Below are 22,055 nucleotides of genomic sequence, written 5' to 3' on the forward strand. Positions count from 1 at the left end.
TTTGTAAAATTTTTTACTCAGCAACCGGACCTTGAATCCTGCCGCGTAAGCAATCTAAAAACTCAACGTTTTCAACCGCTTACTCAACCCTTAACTCAGTTCAAATCCGCCTTAAAAAGCGGCCTCCCTAAGCAAGGACGGCGAATTCTACAGAGATCTCAGACACCGTCAACACTTAACTTTAAAAAATCCTAAAAAAACTCAAAAAAAGCGAAAAACACCCTCAAACTGTTCACTCCGCAACCAGCGCTGATCAATCCCTGATCAACAACCATAAAAAAAGCGCCTGACGGCGCTTTCTTTATATCTGCGGTTTTATGCATTATCTATTTATGCTGCCACATAGTTCAATGGAATTACTGTGCCCCACAGTATCACTGACGCTACGATGATCCCGACTAGAGTGCATAACCCTACGGTTAGAATCGATGTTGAAAATAGAAATGCCCGCTCTTCAGGTATTTTCATGATCACTGGTACTCCGGTATATAACAGATAAACAGAGTAACAGACCGCAACCAAGCCAACAGATACGTTAAACCACAACAACGGATATAACGCCGCCAGACCTGACAGGAACATAGGTGTAGCTGTATAGGTTGCCAATGACAGGCAATCCTCAAAAGCAACATGGCCCCCATAGTTTTTTTCCATCCAGTGGATGGCGTATGTGATAAAGCCTACTGCGACCCACATCGCAAAGTAAAATGCGATAGCAGCAGGTAATGCACTCATAGCGTCAAGTTTCACGTATTCTGTCCCAGCAATACTCCAACCGACCTGAGTAGTCCCGATAAACATGCATACAGCAGGTATAGCCGCAAGAATGCTTATTTGCTGCAGATATATATGTGCAGCGCTGTAGTGCTCTTTTCTTATCTGCCCCCACTCCTCTTTTGGGTGATAAAGTATTCCCATCATATGTTGAATAAACATGATGCATCCCCTCGTTTAATTTAGGTGCAGCACCATTCCCTTAGTACCACATCGATTTACGTCTTTCTCATTACTGTTTTTTCTCCATTTCCACAGGTTTCAGGAACTTCCTATCTTTTATCGCTGCTGTTTCACTCTATTAATATGAAATAGTGATCCGTTAATAAAATGACAAACAACAGCATGATGTAATTAATGCTATAGCGGAAAAGTGCCATCGGAGCTCCGTTTGGTTTCCGCCATAGACTCCATACCCAATAGATAAAACGTGCATTTAATACGGTTATGCCTGCCAGATAGATAAACCCACTCATTCCGGTCATTACGGGTAGCAGAGTTGTTACTACCATTAATACACTATAGAGCATTATCTGAAATCGCGTGTATTCATCACCGTGTGTTACAGGCAGCATTGGTATTCCAGCTTTCTCATAATCTTTTTTTCTTGCTATACACAGCGACCAGAAATGCGGTGGTGTCCAGGCAAAGATAATCAACACCAGTAACAGCGCATCAGGTTCTATTGTCCCAGTTATCGCCGTCCAGCCCAGTAACGGTGGTGCCGCCCCTGCGATCCCACCAATAACAATATTTTGCGGTGTGGCTCTTTTAAGCCATACGGTATAGATCACCGCATAGCCCATTAGCGCAGCTACGGTCAGCCATGCTGTTAATAGGTTCACCCAGAGAACCAATATAGCGATGCCTGTAATACCTATCACAGCTGCAAATAACATCGCTTGATGCGGTGTCATTTTCCCCTGAGGTATTGGACGACCTCGGGTTCTCGCCATTTTTTCATCTATCTTTCGATCCATGACATGATTAACGGCTGCAGCCGATGCAGAAGCAAACGCGATCCCCAACAAGCCCAAAATAATATCTAACACCGGTGGGACTGTGGGTACGGCCAGTAACATTCCAACGACCGCTGTGATCAACATCACCACAACCACTTTCGGTTTACATAACGCTAGGTAATCCCGCCAGGATATACGCTCATTTTGAACTGTCGCTAATTGATGTTCGGCCATCACTTCATACCTCATCCTGTACTTTCAATCGCCCATGGATCCACAACAGCACCATAAGAAGCGCCACTGCCATGCTGTGATGAACAATTGCCAAGCCTGCTGGAACTGCATATGTGACATTCATGCCACCTAAAACCAGTTGGGCTACCAGTAGGAATCCCAACACCAGCAGGGGTCCTCTTAAGTGCCTGTAACGATACAGTTTGACCGTAAGACAGATCACCGTCAGCGTAACAATCGCTGCTCCGATTCGATGACCTATATGAATTGCAGCCCTTGCATCGATAGGTAGAAGCCCCCCCTCATAGTTTGGTCCGATCACTTTGACAGGGTTAAATCCGGTAGCAAAATCTGGCTGCAGATCTGCCTGTGAATTACACTGCAACCAGTCACTACACGCTGTACCCGCATAGTTAGAACTGGTCCAACCACCTAATACAATCTGTATCAGCAACACCCCAAGTGCCAACTTCAGTAATCGCGCATTTTTCCGACTCTGTGTACCCTGATCATTTTGTTCCAGCAATAATCTGATCCTGAATCTCACCAGCAAGATGATCATGAGTGTTACCACACCACCCAACAGATGGAGTGTCACGACAGGTGGGTAGAGTTTTAGCGTCACTGTCCACATTCCAAACAGCGCCTGTATAATTACCAGAAGGAACATGCCATAGCTTTGCCATACTGGGTAACTCTGCTTATTCCTCATTAGAAGAGCGCAAGCAGCCAAGAGCATAATCACCATCCCTAACCCCCCGGCCAGATAGCGATGCGCCATCTCCAACTGGGTTTTCCCCTGCTCAATGATCTGCTCGGGATATAACTGTTGTACTTGTTGAAGCTTTTCAGGATCTGAGGGCAAGACCATATGGCCATAACATCCAGGCCAGTCCGGACAACTCAATCCAGCATTATTTATTCGCGTCCAGGCACCTAAGATCACAACACACAGAGCGAGTACAGCCGCAAGATTGATCAGCCTCCATGCATATCGCAAGATCCTGCTCTGATCAGTGCTCATTGCTATCCCAACCGTGAAACTTTCAGTAGCTTGCGCAGATCACGTAACACTATTTTTGCTTCCTCATTCAGTGAATATTTCAAAACCAGGTTTCCCAGCGGATCTACAATCCAAACTGCGGTCCCCAAACCCTCAAACTCTTGTGGCTGCATCAAAGATGAATCAGGAATAATTCGCTCCACAAGCACCCTCGGGCGATCTTTACCTAAAGCTACATGAATATTTTCCAGTGTTCCTATCCACTCATCGCACCTACCCTTACACTCTCCGGGTGTTGTTAACAGCAGAGACCAACGTTTTTCAGTTTGCTCTCCTCTCAACTGCCACTGGCGTATATGTTGATCTCTCAACAACTCCCCACCATGTGTTTTGTCTTTGGGCAGCATTACACCTAAGAGATACATCAGCACGGCTAAACACACAGGAATAATCGCCACGCCCCAAACCAGCCAGAAATTCAACTTATTCATATGCCGCTTCCTTAGCCACCCTACGTGATGCCCAGATAATTAACCCGCAGAGCACCACAGCCATCAAAAACCATTGCGCTGCATAAGCCAGATGCTTTTCCGGCATCATCACCTTCAACGGCCAGTTCAGATCCAACTCGGGCAACACTGCCTGACTGACTTTCAACTCATATGGTAAAAGTGATATTTGCAACAATGCCGACATCTTTTCGGGCTCTAACGCCTGAATCACAACCGGCCAGGTTAGCAGCAGAGTTGAATCTTTGAGCGTAAAAGCCGGAGATATCAACCGGACGCCACCGCTAATCTGTATCTCTCCTGCGGGTAATTGAATGATTGGTAGAACTGACCTTTGATCTCCACCCCGAATCCAGCCCAGATTAACCAACAGATTCTGATGCCCATCGGTCCTGAGAACAGCGATCACTTCATAACCAGCTATTCCCTCTCGCTGCCTGTTATCCAACAAAAAATAGTGTTTCAGATCGAACGACCCCGTGAGTTGAACCGGAAGGTATCGCTCTGCCAGCACCTCTAAATCAGAAGGCAAAGTGGAGTATTGTTGTGGCTCGGACCAACTCTCTATCAACTGTTGCTTCTGCTCAGCCCGTTCTAACTGCCAGAAGCCCAGAACAACCAGCATTGGCAGGACCATGCCTGCGGCCACAAGCAACATCCACTTGAAGCTCTGCTTACTCTGAACTTTACTCATTACATACTCCTTTTAGTTGGAGCCAACGATGTCGTTAAAACTAATTCTTCTGTTCCTGTTTACTGCAGTCGTGTTGAGCCTTTTTAGCGGGCTTTATTTCCTGATACGTGATCAAGGAAAATCGCACCGTACGGTGAATGCCCTTTTCCTTCGCGTTACTTTCAGCTCCCTCATTATTATTGTTTTACTCTATGGCTTTTATACGGGTGAACTGACCCCACACCAGCCCTGATTAAGTCAGAGAATGTATACAAACAGGAAAAGCCCCACCCAGACCACATCAACAAAATGCCAGTACCAGGAGACCGCTTCAAAAGCAAAATGCTTCTCTTCACTGAAATGCCCTTTAAGCACTCGTAACCAGATAATGATCAACATGACGGTACCCATGGTGACATGCAGCCCGTGAAAACCGGTCAGAATAAAAAAGGTGGCCCCATAGATGCCAGAGTGCAACGTCAGGCCTAATTCGTTATACGCTTCGGCGTACTCATAGGCTTGAAAATAGAGGAAGATCACGCCCAACAGGATGGTTGCCGCCAACCAGAACACAACTCTCGATCGCCCCCCCAGCTTAAGCGCTTTATGGGCTAAGGTGACGGTAAAACTTGATGAGATTAGCAGTATCGTATTCAACAGCGGGATATGCCATGGATCAATAACCGCCTGTGGTCCTGGATAGAGCTGGGGGTCAGGCGTACTCAGAAGTGGCCATTGTGATGAGAACTCCTGCCACAACATATTTGAGACCCCTTTATCACCCTCCCCACCCAACCAGGGCACGGCAAGATTTCGCACATAGAAGAGCGTGCCGAAGAAGGCAGCGAAAAACATAATTTCAGAAAAGATAAACCAGCTCATCCCCCATCGAAATGACCTATCCATCTGCTGGCTATATAGCCCTGAGTGACTCTCCTTGATCACGTTTCCAAACCAGCCTACCAATATCATTCCCATCCCAAGCGCACCGGCCAGTAACATGACTAAACCAACACCTCCGCCGTCACCTGCTGAGAGCGCATTGATCATATTCCCAGCCCCAAACGCCATCAGGAAAAGCGCCATTGAAGCCAGAATTGGCCAGCGGCTCTGATCGGGTACATAGTATGACTGAGTACTCATAGTGAGCTCCTCCCCAGCAGAGTTAGCTGGGTACTGTCTTCAGGGGTAATATCGAACAGCGTGTATGAGAGCGTGATAGTAGTGATATGTCTTGGCAGTGCCGGATCAACTGACAACACAAGAGGCATCGCTCTCTCTTCGGTCCCTTTTAAGGGCTGTCTTTCAAAACAGAAACAATTGATTTTTTGTAAAAATGGCGCCGCTTCAGAGGGGGATACCGAAGGTACGGCCTGAGCAACCATAAACTTCGAGGTCAAATTCCGTGCAAGATAAGCCGTTTGATACATCTCACCCGGTGACAACTTCACCTCTGTTGTTTCAGGCCTAAACTGCCAGGGCATCATCTCATTATTGGTCGCTACCATCTGTAATTTAACCTCGCGGCTGTGGTCAACAACTTCAGAAGGGGTGGCAGCCACCAGATCAACCTTGCCGTTAAGCCCGGTGATGCGACAAAAAACATCATAAAGAGGCACCAGCGCAAAGCCGAAACCAAACATCGTCATACACCCGAATATCAGGAGCGTAACTGTGCGTTTGTTTCTATCGGCGGCAGACATAATGACCGACCTCTCTCATTGTTACTTAACTTGTGGCGGCTCGCTGAAACTGTGATAAGGCGCTGGGGAAGGTAGTGTCCACTCAAGTCCATGACTCCCCTCCCATACACGGTCGTCTGCCGGTTTACCTTTGCGAATACAGCTGATCACGTTGTACAGAAAGATCAGCTGGGAGAATCCGAAGATAAATGCTCCGACGGTTGCAATCGCATTAAAGTCTGCAAACTGCAACGCATAATCTGGAATTCTCCGGGGCATTCCGGCAAGACCGATAAAATGCATCGGGAAAAAGGTAATATTGACGCCAATAAAGCTACACCAGAAATGCACCTTCCCCATGGTTTCGTTGTAATAACGCCCACACCATTTCGGCAACCAGTAATATGCCGCCGCCATAATGGCAAAGACCGCTCCAGGTACCAGCACATAGTGAAAGTGAGCCACCACAAAGTAGGTGTCATGATATTGAAAATCCACCGGAGCGATCGCCAGCATCAATCCGGAAAACCCACCAATGGTAAACAGGACGACAAAAGCCAGCGCAAAGAGCATCGGTGTTTCAAAGGTCATAGAACCTCTGAACATAGTTGCAACCCAGTTAAACACCTTCACCCCGGTAGGTATCGCAATCAGCATGGTGGCAAACATAAAGAACAACTCACCGGCTAAGGGAAGGCCAACAGTAAACATGTGATGAGCCCAGACGATAAACGACAACAGGGCGATAGAAGCGGTTGCGTAAACCATTGAGGCATAACCAAACAATCTTTTACGTGCAAAAGTTGGAATGATCTCACTCACGATCCCAAAGGCTGGCAGGATCATGATGTACACTTCCGGATGACCGAAGAACCAGAAAACATGCTGAAACAATACGGGATCACCACCACCTGCGGCGTCAAAAAAGCTGGTACCAAAATGGATATCCATCAACATCATGGTGACAACTCCAGCCAGCACAGGCATGACCGCAATGAGCAGAAATGCCGTAATCAGCCAGGTCCAGACAAACAGCGGGAGCTTCATCATGGTCATTCCGGGTGCGCGCAGATTCAGAATGGTGGCAATGATATTGATCGCCCCCATGATCGAGCTGATCCCCATCATATGCACAGCAAAGATAAAGTAGGTGACACTGGGTGGTGCATAGGTCGTCGAAAGCGGCGCGTAAAAGGTCCAGCCAAAGTTTGGCGCACCACCTTCCATAAAGAGCGTTAACAACATCATGGAGAAAGCAAACGGCAGTATCCAGAAACTCCAGTTATTCATCCGCGGCAGAGCCATATCTGGCGCACCGACCATCATCGGCACCATCCAGTTGGCCAAACCGACAAAGGCAGGCATCACTGCACCGAAAACCATAATCAGACCATGCATCGTCGTCATCTGATTGAAGAAATCCGGTTGGACTAACTGCAGGCCTGGCTGAAAAAGCTCAGCCCGGATCAATAAGGCCATGCAGCCCCCGGTCAGAAACATAATAAAGCTGAACCAGAGATAGAGCGTGCCAATATCTTTATGATTGGTAGTGAATAACCAGCGCCCGATTCCAGAAGCCGGGCCATGATGGTGCGTTGCTGCAACACTTGTATTCATTGTGCTGGCTCCTTCAGCTCACTAATTTGAGCGGGTGAGACGATATCACCTGTTTTGTTCCCCCAGGCGTTGCGCTCGTAGGTGATCACTGCCGCCAGTTCAACGGCGCTGAACTGATCCCGAAACGCCTGCATTGCTGTACCCTGCTTACCGTTGAGCACAATATCTATATGTGCTGATTGATCTCCCAACGCAATTGGGCTGTTTTTTAATCCGGGGAATACACCGGGTATCCCTTCACCATTAGCCTGATGACAAGCCAGACAGGCTTTGTTATATACCTCTTCACCAACCACCATCAGATCAGCCAGGCTCCAGCTTTTCTCGGCCTGAGCCGTTTTCTCCTGTTCTGCCTGCTTCACTTCGGCAAGCCAGGCATCAAACTCGGCCTCCGGTTTGACCTCTACTACGATTGGCATAAAACCGTGGTCCTTGCCACAAAGCTCAGCACACTGCCCCCGATAGACCCCCGGCTTATCCACAACCGTCCATGCCTCATTAATAAAGCCGGGTATGGCGTCTTTTTTTACCGCTAATTCGGGTACCCACCAGGAGTGAATCACATCATTAGCCGTCAGAAGAAAACGGACCTTCTTCCCCGCCGGAATCACCAGAGGGTTATCGACCTCTAACAGGTAGTGCTCACCCTTAACCGCTTCATTATTGATCTGATCTCTGGGGGTTGAGAGGCTTGAGAAGAAATCGATCTCCTTCCCAATATACTGATAACGCCACTTCCACTGATATCCTGTGATCTGGATATCCAGCTCGGCTTCCGTATTGTCATACATTTTGATAAGGGTCGCGGTGGCGGGTACAGCCATTGCGATCAGGATGACGAAGGGGATCACCGTCCAGGTGATCTCTACAAAGAGGTTTTCATGAAAGTTATGCGCTTTTGCACCACGGGATTTTCTGTGATGAATAACAGACCAGAGCATTACACCAAAAACAGCCAGTCCAATCACCACACAGATCCAAAAAATAATCATATGCAGGTCATAGATCTCACGACTGATTTCGGTGACACCGCGCGTCAGATTTACTTCCCAGTCCGCTGCCACATTACCCGCAAGCAACAACAGTCCTGTGCAACTCAGCTTTGCTTTAAACATTGCAGGCCCTCTTTACTTACACGCAAAAGAGCCTGTCAGAATCCTCTCACTAGGGGCGTTGTACTTCTATTTCAACGTCGGTAGCGACAGGGTTCGGGCAGGCTCTCTTTTGCCTGGGTTCCGTCCTATCATTATCCGACCAGTCCGCTTGGTTGTTATCAGCAAGTATAGCAGCGAAAAAAAAGATGCAAGAAAATCACACTAGGCATAACTAAGCGCAAGCAACACAAGGAGATAGACTATAAAAATAAACAACCCCGCTCCAAACAAACCAAAGATGATATAGAGCCATGCAGAATCCGAGGCAAAATCCCGTAGATAGTTACGTCTGGATTGCACACCGAAAAAAGCGGCAAATACGCTGCATAGCACTCGCTTCCAGCTTGGGCCCGGCGCCTCAATCCTGTACCTATTCAGAGTGCACAACTTATTCCCCTATCAACATAAAAGCTGCGCTGATCAATAACATGATCATCAGGAAAAAGGCGGTGGTATACAACAGAATCTGCAGATGACGGCAGTGACAAGATAGTAGCTTCATCATATATCTCCTGAATCAGAGGACTACTATCAGGTATAGCAGAAATAAAAACGGCCTCCTGATGGAAGCCGCTCTATTATCTTATGCTGAAGGTTTTTGACGTGTTTTACGCATCACCCAGAGAAGAGGGCCTGAAGCAGCGTAAGCAAGGAACAGCATCCAGAGAAACGTGGGCGGGCTGATCGAGATGATACCCACTGCCAGTACAATGCCAGCAAGAATCAGGAAGGGTACCTTCTCTTTTAGACTCACATCTTTAAAGCTGTAGTAGAGCACATTGCTGACCATCAACACGCCTACGATTCCAACATATAGAGCAATCAGGTAGGCAAAAGGAGTACCATCTATTTCATATTCAGTAGCAGCCCAGACCATTCCGGCTACCGCTGCAGCTGCGGCAGGACTGGGAAGTCCGATGAAATAACGTTTATCGGTTGATCCTATCTGCGTGTTAAAACGAGCCAACCTTAAGGCAGCACCGGCCACATAGATAAAGGAAGCAAAGAAACCTAATTTACCAATATCATCCAGCACCCAGTTATAGACAACCAGAGAGGGCGCTACTCCAAAGGAGACCATATCAGCCAAGGAATCATACTCAGCCCCAAAGGCACTGGAAGTATTAGTCATCCGCGCGACACGCCCATCCAGACCATCGAGCACCATCGCTACAAAAATTGCGATCGCCGCATTCTCAAAGTGACCGTTCATACTGGCCACAACGGCATAAAATCCAGAGAAAAGCGCACCGGTAGTAAACAGGTTAGGTAACAGATAGATACCACGACTCCGTGGTTTAACCGGTTCCTGATTATCTTGGTTTTGTGGCTCATTCATCGCGATTTCAATCTTCCATTTACAAGAAAAAGACCATTCTACTGCGCGCGCGTTCAGGAAGCTAATCCCAACCTGACGGATTACTCTTCAAGATGTTCCTGATCAACCAGAATCCGATCCACAAACTTTCTCATCAACGCATTCGACTGCGGAGTTTCACGTGCATTTGTAAGCACCTGATCAAGATGGTCATCTCCATCTGTATATTTTTCTTTATAGAATGTCAGCCGCTCCACCAGCACGCGCCGGTCCACTTCAGGGTGAAACTGAAACGCCCAGAAAGGTCTATTGTTAACCCTGAACGCATGAACACACTGATCGGTATAAGCCAATGAAAGGCAGCTTTCCGGTAACGATTCTGCATACTGTTTATGTACCGATACCGCATAAAAATTATCGGGCGTGTCTCGAAACAGCGGGTCATCCCAAACACTGTACTCCAGTGAAATCGGCACCGTACCCATCTCAAAATCCGTTTCACGATGAAGAATCTCTCCCCCTAACGCCAGTACGGCAAGCTGAAATCCGAAACAGGAGGCAAATACCGGCTTCGCATTTTCTGCACAATGTGCCAGCAGTGCTTGGCAATCGGTGACAAAAGGGTAAGTTTCTGGCAACAACACATTAGCCTCACTGGCCCCACCGACCAACAGTGCATCATAAGGATCGGCAGCAGTGACCGGAAACTCAGGTGTATCGAACACATTCAGTACATCGATCTGGTCCAGAGAGAGCCCACAGTACTCTGCAAAACTGTTGAGTTCCTCCTGACGTACCTGTGCTCCATCCCGAATCTGTAACAGAAGCAGTTTGAGTTCCTGACGATCTTTTGCCATTGAATCTTACCTGAGTCATTAAACTATCAGCTCACTATAAAAACATCGCTGCCAGGTCACAACTAGGCTTAAGGCCGATCTGCTCAATTCATTCCCTACATTGATATACCGCAATTTGCACAGTGATCGAATAGGGATTGCGTAAACAGGTTTAAAATCCCAATAATTAGCATAAACTAAGGGATATATTTCATATATCACAACACTAAACATGGATATCAAACAGCTCAAACAGTTTGTACACCTCGCGGACACCCTACACTTTGGCAGAGCAAGTGAAGCGTCACATATCAGCCCTTCTGCTCTGAGCAGGAGCATTAAACAGCTCGAGGAAGAGGTGGGCGCAGAGCTGTTTGAGCGTGACAACCGCAGTGTTGCGTTAACAACAGACGGCGACATATTTCTCAGCTATGCCAGAGATGCCCTGAGCCAATGGGATATGATCCGCACGCAGTTGATGGAGCGATCAGGAGAGCTTCAGGGTGAGATCAGCATGTACTGCTCCGTCACCGCCAGCTATAGCTTCCTGTTTGATATCCTCAGTGAATTTAGACATAACTACCCCAAAATTGAGATCAAGCTCCATACCGGCGACCCTGAGCATGCCATTGCCCGAGTGATCGCCGGAGATGAGGACTTTGCCATCACGGCCAAGCCAGATATCCTACCTTCAGGATTGGCCTTTAAGACTATCGCACTCTCGCCACTGTTATTTATCGCCCCGAAAAAGAGATCGGCACAGAGACAGGCCCCCGACGCAAACACACCGATGATTTTGTCTGAAACAGGGTTGGCACGTAAGCGTGTGGATCGCTGGTTCAAAGATCAGCAGATAAAGCCCCACATCTACGCACAGGTTGCAGGTAACGAAGCGATAGTCAGCATGGTGAGTCTGGGATTTGGTATCGGTGTGGTACCCAAAATCGTGCTGCAAAACAGCCCCCTGGCCAATACGGTTGAGGTGCTTCAGATCGAACCGGAACTGAAAGGTTACGAAGTCGGCATCGTAACGCTGGAAAAGAAACTGAAAAGTCCGCTGATCAGCGCCTTCTGGTCACAGCTGAAAACTGCGCGTTAATCGCGCTTCTGTTTAAAAGGAAGTATCAGCAAGCCATCTAAACGACAGATCTCTTTTGGATCATCCAGAGAGGGAAGACCGATCTTCACTCCCAACTGACCCAAGGTCGGTTCGGTTGTGTAGGTGGAAAAGATCCGATCCCAGACAGAGAGCGCAAAGCCGTAATTACTATCGGTTTCACTACGGAGCTGGGAATGGTGCACCCGGTGCATATCTGGAGTAACAAAAATACGCCGGACCCACCTGTCCAGACACGGGGGTAACTGTACATTAGAGTGATTAAACATCGCAGACCCATTCAGTAAAACTTCGAATATCAGCACCGCTACGGCGGCTGGCCCCAATAGAATAATGGCCAGCATTTTGATCAGCATCGAAAGAATAATCTCTATGGGATGAAAGCGAGCACCGGTCGTAACATCGTAATCGGGGTCCGCATGATGTACCTGATGCAGCCGCCATAAAAGGGGCACATGGTGAAACACAACATGCTGACCATAGATCAGCAGATCCAGAAGCATCACGGCTATGAGCACTTCCAGCCAATAGGGAAGCTCTACCAGGTTAAACAACCCCCACCCTTTTTGTGCCATTTGATGTGCAATACCCACAGCAGCTAACGGAAAGAGAACTCTAAGCATGACACTGTTAAGGACAACTAAACCTACATTATTGGCCCAACGATACAAACGGCTATAGCGACGCTCACGACAGGGGGCGATGCCCTCCCACACTGCCATCAGCGTAAAGATAGAGATGAAGCAACCCAACCGGACAGCCACCTCATGATCTAACAGCCACTGTGCAGCATGCATCGCCTCACTCCTCGGGCATCAACGCAGCAATCTCAGGCAGAATAAATGGTCGCCCACGCTCATTCAGCGCGGTACCGATGACCAATGCATTCAATGCAACCTTCTCATCGCTTAAGCGTATTACTTTCTGCCGAAATCCAAATTTCACCTTGCTGATTCGCTCAACACTCACCTCCACTACAAATCGATCCCCACTGGTGAGTGATTGTTTGTAATCCATCTCAGAGCGAACAACTACCAGATGGATTTTATCTGCGGTCAGGGCTGCAAAATCGATCCCTTTATCCAACAGATACTCATGGCGTGCATGTTCCAGATAGTTAAAGTAGACCCCGTTATTCACGATACCCTGCATATCGCACTCATAATCACGGACCTTAAACTCCACTCGGTATGTCATTCTAAACCCTTAAAGTTGTCTTAACTTAGCTACAGATGCTTATATCCAGCACAGTATCGATAAAAAAATACCATTTTATTTGGTATGGGTATTCAAAAACACTAAAATAGATGCTGGATGGACGGACCAGACTGATAACTGCCTCTATTAAATTGTTATCCAGCGCGTTTTAAAGTTCCCCAGACACAGTTAATCTACACTATTATTCAACGCTAAAGCTGGATAAAGACAAGGATCACCCATGAAAAAGATGCCCGTCACAAACCGGGAAGTCGTTCTTCCAGAAGGACAGCGTATTATTTCCACAACCGACCTGAAGGGTAGGATTACCTACGTCAATCAGATTTTTTGTGATATCGCGGGTTATTCAGAACAGGAACTTATCGGCAAAGCCCACAATATCGTCCGTCACCCTGATGTCCCTCCTGCTGCCTTCGCAAATCTGTGGGATGCAATGAAAGCGGATCAGGCCTGGCGCGGCATTGTCAAAAACCGCTGTAAGAATGGTGATCACTACTGGGTCGATGCCTATGTCACGCCTCTGTACGAAAATGGCCAGAAGGTTGGCTATCAATCTGTTAGATTCCGCCCGACTCAGGCTCAGATAAAAAAGGCTGAAGTCATCTATTCAGTCGCGAATGCGGGTAAAGCTGGCAAGGCACTAAAAATGGGCTCTACGTCCAATCAGACCCTGCTGCTATTCACCCTGATCTCGCTGATTAGTTTGGCAGCGGCCTGGAGTGTAGGCGCCACTCTACCAGTGCTGGGCATTATCGCCACAACTGAAATTCTACTCGCTGGCTGCCTGCTTCGGGTACTTTCCCCGATCAAAGCCCTCGCACAACGTGCCCGTAACCGATTTAGCAACCCGCTGATCCAGCTGATGTATTCCCCCCGGCAAGATGAGTTTGGTGAAATTGATCTCGCCTTGCAGATGAACGATGCTCGCAATACAACCGTGTTAACCCGCCTGGGTGATGTCAGCCATACCATTGAACAAGCCATCAACGTCACAGAAAAAGCGATCCATCAGACCAATACGGGAATTAGCCAGCAAGATAAAGAGAGTGATATGGTCGCGGCGGCAGTTCATCAGCTAGCCTCTGCCTCGCAGGAAATTGCGGGCACCACCAATGATATGACATCTGCAACTCAGGATGCCCTGAGCACAACCGAAGATGGCCGTAGCGCTCTCTTTAACACCGTCAATCATATTAAGGACCTCTCCACCGAGGTCGAGGAAGCGACCGAAGCCACTCTGGAGCTAAAACAGCACACCGATACCATCGGAAACGTCGTGACGGTGATCAATGAGATCGCAGAACAGACTAATCTGCTTGCGCTCAATGCAGCGATTGAAGCGGCCCGTGCGGGTGAGTCTGGACGCGGCTTTGCTGTCGTTGCCGATGAGGTCAGAACGTTGGCTACACGCACACAGAATTCAACTCAGGAGATTGAAGCTTCCATCGAGAGTGTTCAGGGCGCTGTAGATAAAACAGTTAAGGTCATGGAACTCAGCCGAGACCATGCTCAACAGAGTGTTGATGTCGCTAATCAGGCCGATGAAGCCTTCCAGAAGGTACAGCATTCGATGGATGATATCTCAGATCGCTGTTTGCAGATCGCCAGCAGTTCAGAGCAACAATCCTCAGTGGTTGAAGAGATCCAAAAAAATATCGTTGCGATACGCGATCTGGCCAGGCAAAACAGTGAAGCCTCAGATGAAACAGCCTCTGCCAGCCAGGAGCTGCATGAACTGGTCAAACAGCTTGATTCCATGGTGACAGCATTCGACCGTTAAGCGGGAGCATAATATGCCGGATATAAAAAGCTACAGTGGCAGTTGTCTGTGTGGCAGCGTTCGTTATGAAATCACGCCCCCTTATTCTACCTTTCAATACTGTCACTGCTCCCGTTGCCGGAAGATAACCGGCAGCGCTCACGCCAGCAATATCATCATGCCACCGGAACAGTTCAGATGGACCCAAGGAGAAGCGTTGGTGGGCCGTTTTGAACCCTCTGACAGCAAACACTTTGCCACCAGCTTCTGCAAACAGTGTGGATCATCCCTGCCCTGGTTGGCGAAAACCAGGAAAGCCTTGGTTGTTCCCGCAGGAACTCTGGATGATGGACCCGACACCAATCCTGAGCGCAATCTATTCTGGGATAGCCGGGCGAGCTGGTATGTTTTTCCACAGCAATTGGATGCTTTTGAAACGCTTCCGGGTAAAAGCGAAGCCTGCAGACTGGATTAACCACTGAACTCTTTTAAGGCTCTGTAGTCTCATTCTCAACAGGAGTACAGAGCTATGAAAACACTGCTGATCTTCTCACTGATAGCCTCGGTCGGTCTTGGCTTATCTCCAGAGGCAACCTCCGCACAACAGATTTTCCACCAAGAGGGATCGCCTCCCCGTTTAATCGAACTCTATACCTCGGAAGGCTGCTCCAGCTGCCCCCCGGCAGATCAGTATCTAGCGAATCTGGTGAGTTCCCCTGACCTCTGGCATAGCGTGATACCTTTAGCTTTCCATGTCGATTACTGGGATTACATCGGCTGGGAGGATCGTTTTGCGCAGCCTGCTTTTAAACAACGACAATACGATTATCGGCGCCTGGGCAGACTGCGCAGCGTCTACACCCCAGGCTGGCTTGTAGATGGTAAGGAATGGCGTGGATTCTTCCGTAATCAGCCACTTCCAGAACAGAAAAAAGCCGCTGGAGGAACACTCACTGCCTCATTACAAACCAACCAACTCAGGGTTCAATACCAGCCCGTCGCAACACATCAAGCGCTCGTCGCTCACGTAGCCCTGATGGGCTTCGATCTGCATAGCGACATCACTGCGGGTGAAAACCAGGGACGACGCCTCCAGCATCAGTTTGTGGTGCTCGATAAACAGCAGAAAACACAGGTGAACTATGAGTGGCGTTTTACACTTCCGATACCACAGGATGGAGCACGTTACGCATTGGCTATCTGGGTGACACGACCTGACCAGTTCCCTCTTCAAGTCACCGGGGATTGGATCCTTTCACCATAAAAAAAGGCGACCAAATTGGTCGCCTGAACACCCATAAGGGTTATCACAAGTGCATAGCTAGTCAATCCAAAACGTTACTCATCACTACCCAGAACTCCCAGAATATGCAATAGACTGGTAAACAGATTGTAGATAGAGATATACAGTGACACGGTAGCCATGATGTAGTTGGTCTCTCCACCGTGCAAAATATTACTGGTTTCATAAAGAATAAATCCGGACATCAGCAGTACAAACATCGCAGAAACCGCCAGAGCCAGGGCAGGAATCTGGAAGAATACCGCAGCCAACCCAGCAAAGAAGGCCAGCAGGACGCCCACCATCAGGAAACCACCCATAAAACTGAAGTTTTTACGTGTCGTTAGAACATATGCAGACAGCCCCAGAAAGATAAGGCCGGTCATACCCATCGCATTCATAACGATCGTACCGCCGCCGGGCATGGTTAAGTAATGTCCAACAATGGGCCCCAAGGTGTATCCCATAAAACCGGTCAGTGCGAAAACCGAAGGGAGCCCCCAAATACTATTACGCAGTTTTGTTGTCAGGAAATAGAGTCCAAAAAAGCCCACTAAAGAGATGATGATGCCGGGGTGAGGGAGCTGTAAAAGAAGAGAGCCACCCGCAGTGATGGCACTAAACAGCAGTGTCAGGGATAACAATGCATAGGTATTGCGAAGTACCTTATTGGACTCAAGCGCTGATGATTGCGTTTGAGTTGCAGACGTTCTCATAGATGGTTGCATAGTACCTCTCCCAGTTTTTATATAACCCAAAGCCACAATTAGCTTTCCGGCACCAACGCTCAAAATTTAGACGCCTATCACATTTAATAAAAATCGATTATTCTTAAACAAATCATCATTTTTAGCGATTCATAATGATCAACTATAAACACCTGCACTATTTCTGGATGGTAGCTAAAGAGGGCAGTATTGTAGCTGCAGCGGAACGCCTCAGTGTCACTCCCCATACCATCAGCGCTCAGCTAAGTCTGCTTGATGACTATCTTGGTTGCGCCCTTTTTACCAAGGTTGGGCGCCAGTTGGAGCTTACCGAAACCGGGCATATGGTGCTCAGTTACGCCAGTGATATCTTTTCGTTAGGTGGAGAGCTGGAAGAGCGAGTGCGCAACCTCGATAAGATCAGACCGCTGGTCTTCAAGGTGGGCGTTGTTGATGTGGTTCCAAAATCGATCGCCTATCACCTACTCTCTCCCGCCATGGACGATATCAATAAAGTTCGCATGATCTGCCATGAAGGGGAGGTCAATGAGCTACTGGCCGAACTCGCACTTCACCGTTTGGATCTGGTGATATCTGAGTCACCGATCCCCTCCGATGTCAGCATTAACGGTTTTAGTCACAGTCTGGGCCGATGCGGTAGCAGTTTTATGGCGCATCCGGATGTCAGTGCAGAACTAGAGGGAGAGTTCCCCCATAACTTGAACGGCGCCCCGATGCTGATCCCCAGTGAAACCACCGTTGTTCGCTCTCAACTTCTGCAATGGTTTAACAAACATCGCATCCACCCCAGAGTAGTCGGTGAATTTGATGACAGTGCCCTGATCAAAGCCTTTGCCAATGCAGGCAAGGGGATCATGGTTGTCCCGACTCCGATCCGCGAAGAGGTCTCCAACCAGCTGGGATTGGTCACACTGGGAGAAACCAACGAGATTGTGAATAACTTTTATGCGATCTCCATTGAACGAAAAATTTCGCACACGGCTGTGGAAAAGATAACAACCGCCGCCAGAGACTGGCTTGGGGATAACTAGGACAGTTATTTATTGATTCTTCCTACTTGACCTAGAACCCAAGCAGAGCTGATATTTAAAACAGTCACAACTAATATTCCCTCAACGTTCAAGGATGATTACGGCGGTATACAACACTTCTTCAGACTCAGCTAACACAGCAGTAAGAGCGTTTCTAACAAAAGTCGGCGAGCATTATCTGGGGCATTCTTTTAATACGGCGAGTGGTAAAGGGAAAGCCATCTGGCATTCGATAAGGGACGACAGTTTTGAGGCATGTTGCGCTTATTGCGGTGAGCAATCCCACCCTCTACAAATAGAACACGTATTAATGTTCAACCGTGCTGAATTTGGATTGCACCATCCAGGAAATACTGTTCCCTGTTGTAAATCCTGTAACAAGAGGGAAAGGCTTGCAGATAAAACCTACTGCAACTGGGAACAGCATCTACAGAAAGTGTGTTCTTCTAGAGATGAAGCACATCAATTCAACGCCCGCAGACAAAAAATATTAGAAAACTTTCAAAGATTTAATTATCCAAACCTCAATCAGAATGAACAACATGCAATTCGCGTTATAGCCAACAGCCTTTATGAAAATATTAAAACAGAGTCTGAAAAATCCTTGGATCTGTACAAACAACTCGATGAAGCATTTGTAAAATAAGCACACGACTAACGTACTTTTTTTAGATCGTTCCAACTCGTCGTGTAACGTGGTGACAGATAGTTTCGCTGCATCGCCCAGTGCTGTTGCCTCCCCTGACCCGCAAAAGTAAGCCCACGGTGGTATCTCCGGTTTATCCGATCCAGCGCCTGCATCAGGCTTAGCGCTTTGGGGGAACCGCAATCAGGGGTAAACAGGTCTGCCTGATAGTTATCTTCTGGCTGCAGGTCATTCAGTACGACCCCTGCTTTCATATAGCGATAGCCCTCGCGGTAGATCCCCTGTAGCAGCTGCAAAGCAATCTTCATGATAAGGCGAGAATCGTTGGTAGGGCTGGGCAGTGTATAAGTCGCACCATTGGCATACTTTGCTTCAAATCGTGCATTCGGATTAGTACGGATATAGATGGAGACACTCCGGGTTAAACGATGTTCGATGCGCAGTTTCTCTGCCGCTCTCACCGCATACTCGCGGATCGCCTCCTGCAAAGGCTGTAGTGTTGTAATGCGAGTACTGAACGTTCGGCTACATAACACCTGCTGTTTCGGTTCTGGCTGTTCATCAAAACCCAGACAGCTGATCCCTCTTAACTCCAGAATCGTACGCTCCAGAGTAACCGAGTAACGCCGACGCATCGTCTCCGCATCGCTATCAGCCAGATCCGCAGCCGTCAGAATATTTTCAGCACGTAGTTTCTCCGCATGCCTGCGCCCAACACCCCAAACTTCACTGACATCGGTAATCGCCAGTAACCGTTCCCGCCAACGCGGATCGGACAGCACCACGACCCCCTGCGTTTTCGCAAAATGTTTCGCCGCGTAATTGGCCAGTTTAGCCAGGGTTTTCGTCTCGGCAATCCCGACACCAACCGGCACACCTACCCAGCGTTTGATGCGCTGCTTGATCTTGTGGCCCAGCGCATTCAAATCAGGTTCGGTCACCATGCCTCGAAGGTTGAGAAAAGCCTCATCGATTGAGTACACCTCGACCTCTGGCGCCATCTCCTCTAATGTCATCATCACTCGGGCAGAGATATCACCGTAGAACGCATAGTTACTGGAAAACACATGCAGCTCCCCGCGCTCGTATAGCTCTCGCACCTCAAAAAAGGGGACAGCCATCTTTATCCCCAACGCTTTTGCCTCGGCCGAGCGCGCCACAACACAGCCATCATTATTGGAGAGGACGACAACCGCCTTACCCTCCAGATCAGGGCGAAACAATCGTTCACAGCTGGCGTAGAAACTGTTGCAATCAACCAATGCATACATAGCCGGGACTCTCAGCGAAGTGCATGAATCACATTCGTCACTACACCAAACAGCTCCAGACTCTCTCCTTCCGGGATCATAATCGGTGGGTAACGTGAGTTACGCGGCAGAAGACGGCAGCAAGGGCGTAGTTCTAACTGTTTGACAGTCAGTTCACCCTGTAGAGAAGCAATTACAATATCCCCATGCTTTGCACTTAATGAGCGATCAACAATCAGTATATCCCCATCATGGATACCGGCACCGATCATCGAATCCCCTTCAGCCCGGACAAAGTAGGTCGCAGCAGGGCGCTGAATAAGCAATTCATTCAGATCCAGTGTCTTTTCTACATAATCCTGGGCGGGGCTGGGAAACCCGGCAGAAACAGATGAGAGGAAAAAGGGGATATTCAGGGTAGAGCGGATCTCACTCTGACCCAGCATGACAACAGACATAACACAAACCATATACTGTATTTATATACAGTATATTTTAGAGCAGATGATTTGAGAAGCCCATGACCATCTCATTAAATTCATCATTTCATTAACTCAGAGCACCGCCATTAAGGCGTAAAAGATCACATCTTCCTTATGTACTCTCTGCTTATCCAATAAAGAATAGAAGATTCAATGAGTTATAAATTTGGCACCGCAGTTGCTGTATAAAAAGTAAACACTCAGGGAAAAATGAGGTCTGAATAGGTAAGGAGCACGCAACCAAGAGGCCCTAACGATGTTATCCACAGTCAAAAGCCGTCTTGAACGGGAAAATGAAGTTTATGCAGGCAGTGGCGGTATCAGCCAGAACAACAGAACAAAACGATTTCTGCCTGCGTTTAAAAACAGTCTGACGGGTGAAGTCGTGCTATCACGGTTTGCCAATGGCACTACAGCTCCTTTTCATCTGATTGATGCACTCCCCAATACCTGGATTGATCAGATCGATGAACAGCGCAGAGAACTAAAAGAGCACATAATTTCCGGCTTTGTGCGCCAGGGCCAGTTTTTCAACCGTCAGCAAGCTGCTGATCTCATTGCAGAAGCGGTCTGAACAACGATAAGCACCGGCATTCAGATACAAAAAAGGCTGCTAAACAGCAGCCTTTTTAGAAAGATCAGCACTCGCCTTAAGCGATCTTAGGATCCAGCTCACCGCTTTCGTATTTCTCTGCCATGTTTTCCAGAGAGATCGCTGTGATCTTAGATGCATTACCCGCTGTACCGAAGGCTTCGTAGCGATTCACACAGATATCTGTCATCGCTTCCATCGACTTCTTCAGGTATTTACGTGGATCGAACTCAGCCGGGTTTTCAGCCAGGAAGCGACGGATCGCACCGGTAGAAGCCAGACGCAGGTCAGTATCGATGTTTACCTTACGTACACCGTACTTGATACCTTCAACGATCTGCTCAACCGGCACACCGTAAGTTTCTGGAATCGCACCGCCGAATTCGTTGATCACCGCCAGCCACTCCTGAGGTACAGAAGAGGAACCATGCATGACCAGATGAGTACCGGGGATGCGTTCATTGATCGCTTTGATGCGGTCGATCGCCAGAATGTCGCCTGTCGGTGGACGGGTAAATTTGTAAGCACCGTGAGAAGTACCACACGCAATCGCCAATGCATCTACACCGGTTTTCTTAACGAAGTCCGCAGCTTCATCCGGATCTGTCAGCATCTGATCGTGAGACAGTGTGCCTTCCGCACCAATACCATCTTCTTCGCCTGCCTGACCTGTTTCCAGAGAACCCAGGCAACCCAGCTCGCCCTCTACAGAGACACCACACGCATGAGCCATCTCGACCGTACGGCGAGTCACATCAACGTTGTATTCGTAACTGGATGGCGTTTTGCCATCAGACATCAGGGAACCATCCATCATTACAGAGGAGAAACCCATCGCAATGGTGCGCTGACAAACAGCAGGAGAGGTTCCGTGATCCTGGTGCATACATACCGGGATATGTGGAAATTCAGCGATAGCTGCTTCGATCATGTGACGCAGGAAGTTAGAGCCCGCGTATTTACGTGCACCGGCAGACGCCTGAACAATCACTGGAGAGTTAGTTTTATCTGCCGCTTCCATAATAGCGCGCATCTGTTCCAGGTTGTTCACGTTGAATGCTGGAATGCCGTAGTCGTTTTCAGCAGCATGATCCAGCAGCTGACGCATGGAGATCAGAGCCATTTTGTCACCTTTAAATATTTGTTAACTTCGTCGAAAGACGGGGATGGGCAGAGTTTACCACCCAT

At 48.2% G+C, this 22,055-nt stretch carries 26 protein-coding genes; 8 read left to right on the plus strand and 18 right to left on the minus strand.

Going from position 1 to position 22,055, the window contains the following annotated elements; all coding sequences use genetic code 11:
• Positions 1-330: 330 nt before the first annotated feature.
• The 5 genes from Q0882_RS10290 to Q0882_RS10310 form a co-directional block, all read right to left on the minus strand.
• Positions 331-936 carry a Yip1 family protein gene (locus Q0882_RS10290; RefSeq protein WP_299181101.1) on the minus strand — a complete coding sequence of 202 codons (606 nt, stop codon included), beginning with the start codon at positions 934-936 and terminating at the stop codon, positions 331-333.
• Positions 937-1,067: 131 nt separating this feature from the next.
• Positions 1,068-1,970: a heme o synthase gene (gene cyoE, locus Q0882_RS10295; protein WP_299181103.1), complete on the minus strand. Its 903-nt coding sequence runs from the start codon at positions 1,968-1,970 to the stop codon at positions 1,068-1,070.
• A gap of 4 nt (positions 1,971-1,974) precedes the next feature.
• Positions 1,975-2,994, minus strand: a complete 1,020-nt coding sequence (locus tag Q0882_RS10300) for a heme A synthase (RefSeq protein WP_299181106.1) — start codon at positions 2,992-2,994, stop codon at positions 1,975-1,977.
• Positions 2,995-2,996: 2 nt separating this feature from the next.
• Complete coding sequence (locus Q0882_RS10305; RefSeq protein WP_299181108.1) at positions 2,997-3,464, minus strand: hypothetical protein; 468 nt, start codon at positions 3,462-3,464, stop codon at positions 2,997-2,999.
• Positions 3,457-4,176, minus strand: a complete 720-nt coding sequence (locus Q0882_RS10310; protein WP_299181110.1) for an SURF1 family protein — start codon at positions 4,174-4,176, stop codon at positions 3,457-3,459. Before Q0882_RS10310 ends, Q0882_RS10305 begins: the two co-directional genes overlap by 8 nt.
• A 28-nt stretch (positions 4,177-4,204) precedes the next feature.
• Here Q0882_RS10310 and Q0882_RS10315 point away from each other — a divergent pair, with 28 nt between their 5' ends.
• The gene (locus Q0882_RS10315; protein ID WP_299181112.1) at positions 4,205-4,408 is read left to right on the plus strand and encodes a twin transmembrane helix small protein; all 204 of its coding nucleotides are present in this window, start codon (positions 4,205-4,207) and stop codon (positions 4,406-4,408) included.
• Positions 4,409-4,413: 5 nt separating this feature from the next.
• Here Q0882_RS10315 and Q0882_RS10320 read toward each other — a convergent pair whose 3' ends face one another.
• The 7 genes from Q0882_RS10320 to Q0882_RS10345 all read right to left on the minus strand — a co-directional run bounded on the left by Q0882_RS10320 (position 4,414) and on the right by Q0882_RS10345 (position 10,783).
• Positions 4,414-5,298: a cytochrome c oxidase subunit 3 gene (locus tag Q0882_RS10320; RefSeq protein ID WP_299181115.1), complete on the minus strand. Its 885-nt coding sequence runs from the start codon at positions 5,296-5,298 to the stop codon at positions 4,414-4,416.
• Positions 5,295-5,858: a cytochrome c oxidase assembly protein gene (locus Q0882_RS10325; protein WP_299181117.1), complete on the minus strand. Its 564-nt coding sequence runs from the start codon at positions 5,856-5,858 to the stop codon at positions 5,295-5,297. Before Q0882_RS10325 ends, Q0882_RS10320 begins: the two co-directional genes overlap by 4 nt.
• A 21-nt stretch (positions 5,859-5,879) precedes the next feature.
• On the minus strand, positions 5,880-7,454 hold the full coding sequence (gene ctaD, locus Q0882_RS10330; protein WP_299181119.1) for a cytochrome c oxidase subunit I: 1,575 nt from the start codon (positions 7,452-7,454) through the stop codon (positions 5,880-5,882).
• A complete protein-coding gene (coxB, locus tag Q0882_RS10335; RefSeq protein WP_299181122.1) occupies positions 7,451-8,569 on the minus strand; it encodes a cytochrome c oxidase subunit II in 1,119 nt (372 codons plus the stop codon). The genes ctaD and coxB overlap by 4 nt, the downstream gene beginning before the upstream one ends.
• 201 nt (positions 8,570-8,770) lie before the next feature.
• Positions 8,771-8,941: a DUF2970 domain-containing protein gene (locus tag Q0882_RS16755; protein WP_366915927.1), complete on the minus strand. Its 171-nt coding sequence runs from the start codon at positions 8,939-8,941 to the stop codon at positions 8,771-8,773.
• Between the two features lie 250 nt (positions 8,942-9,191).
• The gene (gene pssA / locus Q0882_RS10340; RefSeq protein WP_299181124.1) at positions 9,192-9,947 is read right to left on the minus strand and encodes a CDP-diacylglycerol--serine O-phosphatidyltransferase; all 756 of its coding nucleotides are present in this window, start codon (positions 9,945-9,947) and stop codon (positions 9,192-9,194) included.
• A gap of 80 nt (positions 9,948-10,027) precedes the next feature.
• Positions 10,028-10,783, minus strand: a complete 756-nt coding sequence (locus Q0882_RS10345; RefSeq protein WP_299181127.1) for a gamma-glutamyl-gamma-aminobutyrate hydrolase family protein — start codon at positions 10,781-10,783, stop codon at positions 10,028-10,030.
• A 211-nt stretch (positions 10,784-10,994) separates the two neighbouring features.
• On the opposite strand from Q0882_RS10345, the gene ilvY reads away from it, so the two are divergent.
• The gene (gene ilvY, locus Q0882_RS10350; RefSeq protein WP_299181130.1) at positions 10,995-11,861 is read left to right on the plus strand and encodes an HTH-type transcriptional activator IlvY; all 867 of its coding nucleotides are present in this window, start codon (positions 10,995-10,997) and stop codon (positions 11,859-11,861) included.
• Here ilvY and Q0882_RS10355 read toward each other — a convergent pair.
• Positions 11,858-12,676, minus strand: coding sequence for a sterol desaturase family protein (locus Q0882_RS10355; protein ID WP_299181132.1), 819 nt, complete (start codon positions 12,674-12,676; stop codon positions 11,858-11,860). The genes ilvY and Q0882_RS10355 overlap by 4 nt on opposite strands.
• A 4-nt stretch (positions 12,677-12,680) precedes the next feature.
• Positions 12,681-13,076: a thioesterase family protein gene (locus tag Q0882_RS10360; protein WP_299181134.1), complete on the minus strand. Its 396-nt coding sequence runs from the start codon at positions 13,074-13,076 to the stop codon at positions 12,681-12,683.
• 241 nt (positions 13,077-13,317) lie between these two features.
• Here Q0882_RS10360 and Q0882_RS10365 point away from each other — a divergent pair, with 241 nt between their 5' ends.
• The 3 genes from Q0882_RS10365 to Q0882_RS10375 are packed head-to-tail and all read left to right on the plus strand — an operon-like array spanning position 13,318 to position 16,120.
• Positions 13,318-14,877: a PAS domain-containing methyl-accepting chemotaxis protein gene (locus tag Q0882_RS10365; RefSeq protein WP_299181137.1), complete on the plus strand. Its 1,560-nt coding sequence runs from the start codon at positions 13,318-13,320 to the stop codon at positions 14,875-14,877.
• A gap of 13 nt (positions 14,878-14,890) precedes the next feature.
• Complete coding sequence (locus tag Q0882_RS10370; protein WP_299181140.1) at positions 14,891-15,331, plus strand: GFA family protein; 441 nt, start codon at positions 14,891-14,893, stop codon at positions 15,329-15,331.
• Positions 15,332-15,385: 54 nt separating this feature from the next.
• Positions 15,386-16,120: a DUF1223 domain-containing protein gene (locus Q0882_RS10375; RefSeq protein ID WP_299181142.1), complete on the plus strand. Its 735-nt coding sequence runs from the start codon at positions 15,386-15,388 to the stop codon at positions 16,118-16,120.
• A gap of 74 nt (positions 16,121-16,194) precedes the next feature.
• Here Q0882_RS10375 and Q0882_RS10380 read toward each other — a convergent pair whose 3' ends face one another.
• Positions 16,195-16,866 carry a Bax inhibitor-1/YccA family protein gene (locus Q0882_RS10380; RefSeq protein ID WP_299181144.1) on the minus strand — a complete coding sequence of 224 codons (672 nt, stop codon included), beginning with the start codon at positions 16,864-16,866 and terminating at the stop codon, positions 16,195-16,197.
• A 134-nt stretch (positions 16,867-17,000) separates the two neighbouring features.
• Here Q0882_RS10380 and nhaR point away from each other — a divergent pair, with 134 nt between their 5' ends.
• On the plus strand, positions 17,001-17,897 hold the full coding sequence (gene nhaR, locus Q0882_RS10385) for a transcriptional activator NhaR (protein ID WP_299181147.1): 897 nt from the start codon (positions 17,001-17,003) through the stop codon (positions 17,895-17,897).
• 94 nt (positions 17,898-17,991) lie between these two features.
• Positions 17,992-18,543: a hypothetical protein gene (locus tag Q0882_RS10390; protein ID WP_299181150.1), complete on the plus strand. Its 552-nt coding sequence runs from the start codon at positions 17,992-17,994 to the stop codon at positions 18,541-18,543.
• Positions 18,544-18,551: 8 nt separating this feature from the next.
• Here Q0882_RS10390 and Q0882_RS10395 read toward each other — a convergent pair whose 3' ends face one another.
• Complete coding sequence (locus tag Q0882_RS10395) at positions 18,552-19,814, minus strand: Y-family DNA polymerase (RefSeq protein WP_299181153.1); 1,263 nt, start codon at positions 19,812-19,814, stop codon at positions 18,552-18,554.
• Positions 19,815-19,825: 11 nt separating this feature from the next.
• Positions 19,826-20,251, minus strand: a complete 426-nt coding sequence (gene umuD / locus Q0882_RS10400) for a translesion error-prone DNA polymerase V autoproteolytic subunit (RefSeq protein WP_299181156.1) — start codon at positions 20,249-20,251, stop codon at positions 19,826-19,828.
• Between the two features lie 280 nt (positions 20,252-20,531).
• Between umuD and Q0882_RS10405 the strand changes: the two genes are divergently transcribed.
• Entirely contained in the window at positions 20,532-20,849 is a 318-nt protein-coding gene (locus tag Q0882_RS10405) for a hypothetical protein (RefSeq protein ID WP_299181159.1), read from the plus strand.
• Positions 20,850-20,925: 76 nt separating this feature from the next.
• Here the strand turns inward: Q0882_RS10405 and fba are convergent, their stop codons facing one another.
• The gene (gene fba, locus Q0882_RS10410) at positions 20,926-21,990 is read right to left on the minus strand and encodes a class II fructose-bisphosphate aldolase (protein WP_299181162.1); all 1,065 of its coding nucleotides are present in this window, start codon (positions 21,988-21,990) and stop codon (positions 20,926-20,928) included.
• Between the last annotated feature and the right edge of the window lie 65 nt (positions 21,991-22,055).

It is taken from the genome of uncultured Neptuniibacter sp., from assembly GCF_947498015.1.
Classification (GTDB): domain Bacteria; phylum Pseudomonadota; class Gammaproteobacteria; order Pseudomonadales; family Balneatricaceae; genus Neptuniibacter.

Excerpts from the sequence above, each read along its gene's own strand:
- Q0882_RS10290 (WP_299181101.1), bottom strand. The coding sequence starts at position 936 with ATGTTTATTCAACATATGATGGGAATACTTTATCACCCAAAAGAGGAG.
- cyoE (WP_299181103.1), bottom strand. The coding sequence starts at position 1,970 with ATGGCCGAACATCAATTAGCGACAGTTCAAAATGAGCGTATATCCTGG.
- Q0882_RS10300 (WP_299181106.1), bottom strand. The coding sequence starts at position 2,994 with ATGAGCACTGATCAGAGCAGGATCTTGCGATATGCATGGAGGCTGATC.
- Q0882_RS10305 (WP_299181108.1), bottom strand. The coding sequence starts at position 3,464 with ATGAATAAGTTGAATTTCTGGCTGGTTTGGGGCGTGGCGATTATTCCT.
- Q0882_RS10310 (WP_299181110.1), bottom strand. The coding sequence starts at position 4,176 with ATGAGTAAAGTTCAGAGTAAGCAGAGCTTCAAGTGGATGTTGCTTGTG.
- Q0882_RS10315 (WP_299181112.1), top strand. The coding sequence starts at position 4,205 with ATGTCGTTAAAACTAATTCTTCTGTTCCTGTTTACTGCAGTCGTGTTG.
- Q0882_RS10320 (WP_299181115.1), bottom strand. The coding sequence starts at position 5,298 with ATGAGTACTCAGTCATACTATGTACCCGATCAGAGCCGCTGGCCAATT.
- Q0882_RS10325 (WP_299181117.1), bottom strand. The coding sequence starts at position 5,858 with ATGTCTGCCGCCGATAGAAACAAACGCACAGTTACGCTCCTGATATTC.
- ctaD (WP_299181119.1), bottom strand. The coding sequence starts at position 7,454 with ATGAATACAAGTGTTGCAGCAACGCACCATCATGGCCCGGCTTCTGGA.
- coxB (WP_299181122.1), bottom strand. The coding sequence starts at position 8,569 with ATGTTTAAAGCAAAGCTGAGTTGCACAGGACTGTTGTTGCTTGCGGGT.
- pssA (WP_299181124.1), bottom strand. The coding sequence starts at position 9,947 with ATGAATGAGCCACAAAACCAAGATAATCAGGAACCGGTTAAACCACGG.
- Q0882_RS10345 (WP_299181127.1), bottom strand. The coding sequence starts at position 10,783 with ATGGCAAAAGATCGTCAGGAACTCAAACTGCTTCTGTTACAGATTCGG.
- ilvY (WP_299181130.1), top strand. The coding sequence starts at position 10,995 with ATGGATATCAAACAGCTCAAACAGTTTGTACACCTCGCGGACACCCTA.
- Q0882_RS10355 (WP_299181132.1), bottom strand. The coding sequence starts at position 12,676 with ATGCATGCTGCACAGTGGCTGTTAGATCATGAGGTGGCTGTCCGGTTG.
- Q0882_RS10360 (WP_299181134.1), bottom strand. The coding sequence starts at position 13,076 with ATGACATACCGAGTGGAGTTTAAGGTCCGTGATTATGAGTGCGATATG.
- Q0882_RS10365 (WP_299181137.1), top strand. The coding sequence starts at position 13,318 with ATGAAAAAGATGCCCGTCACAAACCGGGAAGTCGTTCTTCCAGAAGGA.
- Q0882_RS10370 (WP_299181140.1), top strand. The coding sequence starts at position 14,891 with ATGCCGGATATAAAAAGCTACAGTGGCAGTTGTCTGTGTGGCAGCGTT.
- Q0882_RS10375 (WP_299181142.1), top strand. The coding sequence starts at position 15,386 with ATGAAAACACTGCTGATCTTCTCACTGATAGCCTCGGTCGGTCTTGGC.
- Q0882_RS10380 (WP_299181144.1), bottom strand. The coding sequence starts at position 16,866 with ATGCAACCATCTATGAGAACGTCTGCAACTCAAACGCAATCATCAGCG.
- nhaR (WP_299181147.1), top strand. The coding sequence starts at position 17,001 with ATGATCAACTATAAACACCTGCACTATTTCTGGATGGTAGCTAAAGAG.
- Q0882_RS10390 (WP_299181150.1), top strand. The coding sequence starts at position 17,992 with ATGATTACGGCGGTATACAACACTTCTTCAGACTCAGCTAACACAGCA.
- Q0882_RS10395 (WP_299181153.1), bottom strand. The coding sequence starts at position 19,814 with ATGTATGCATTGGTTGATTGCAACAGTTTCTACGCCAGCTGTGAACGA.
- umuD (WP_299181156.1), bottom strand. The coding sequence starts at position 20,251 with ATGTCTGTTGTCATGCTGGGTCAGAGTGAGATCCGCTCTACCCTGAAT.
- Q0882_RS10405 (WP_299181159.1), top strand. The coding sequence starts at position 20,532 with ATGTTATCCACAGTCAAAAGCCGTCTTGAACGGGAAAATGAAGTTTAT.
- fba (WP_299181162.1), bottom strand. The coding sequence starts at position 21,990 with ATGGCTCTGATCTCCATGCGTCAGCTGCTGGATCATGCTGCTGAAAAC.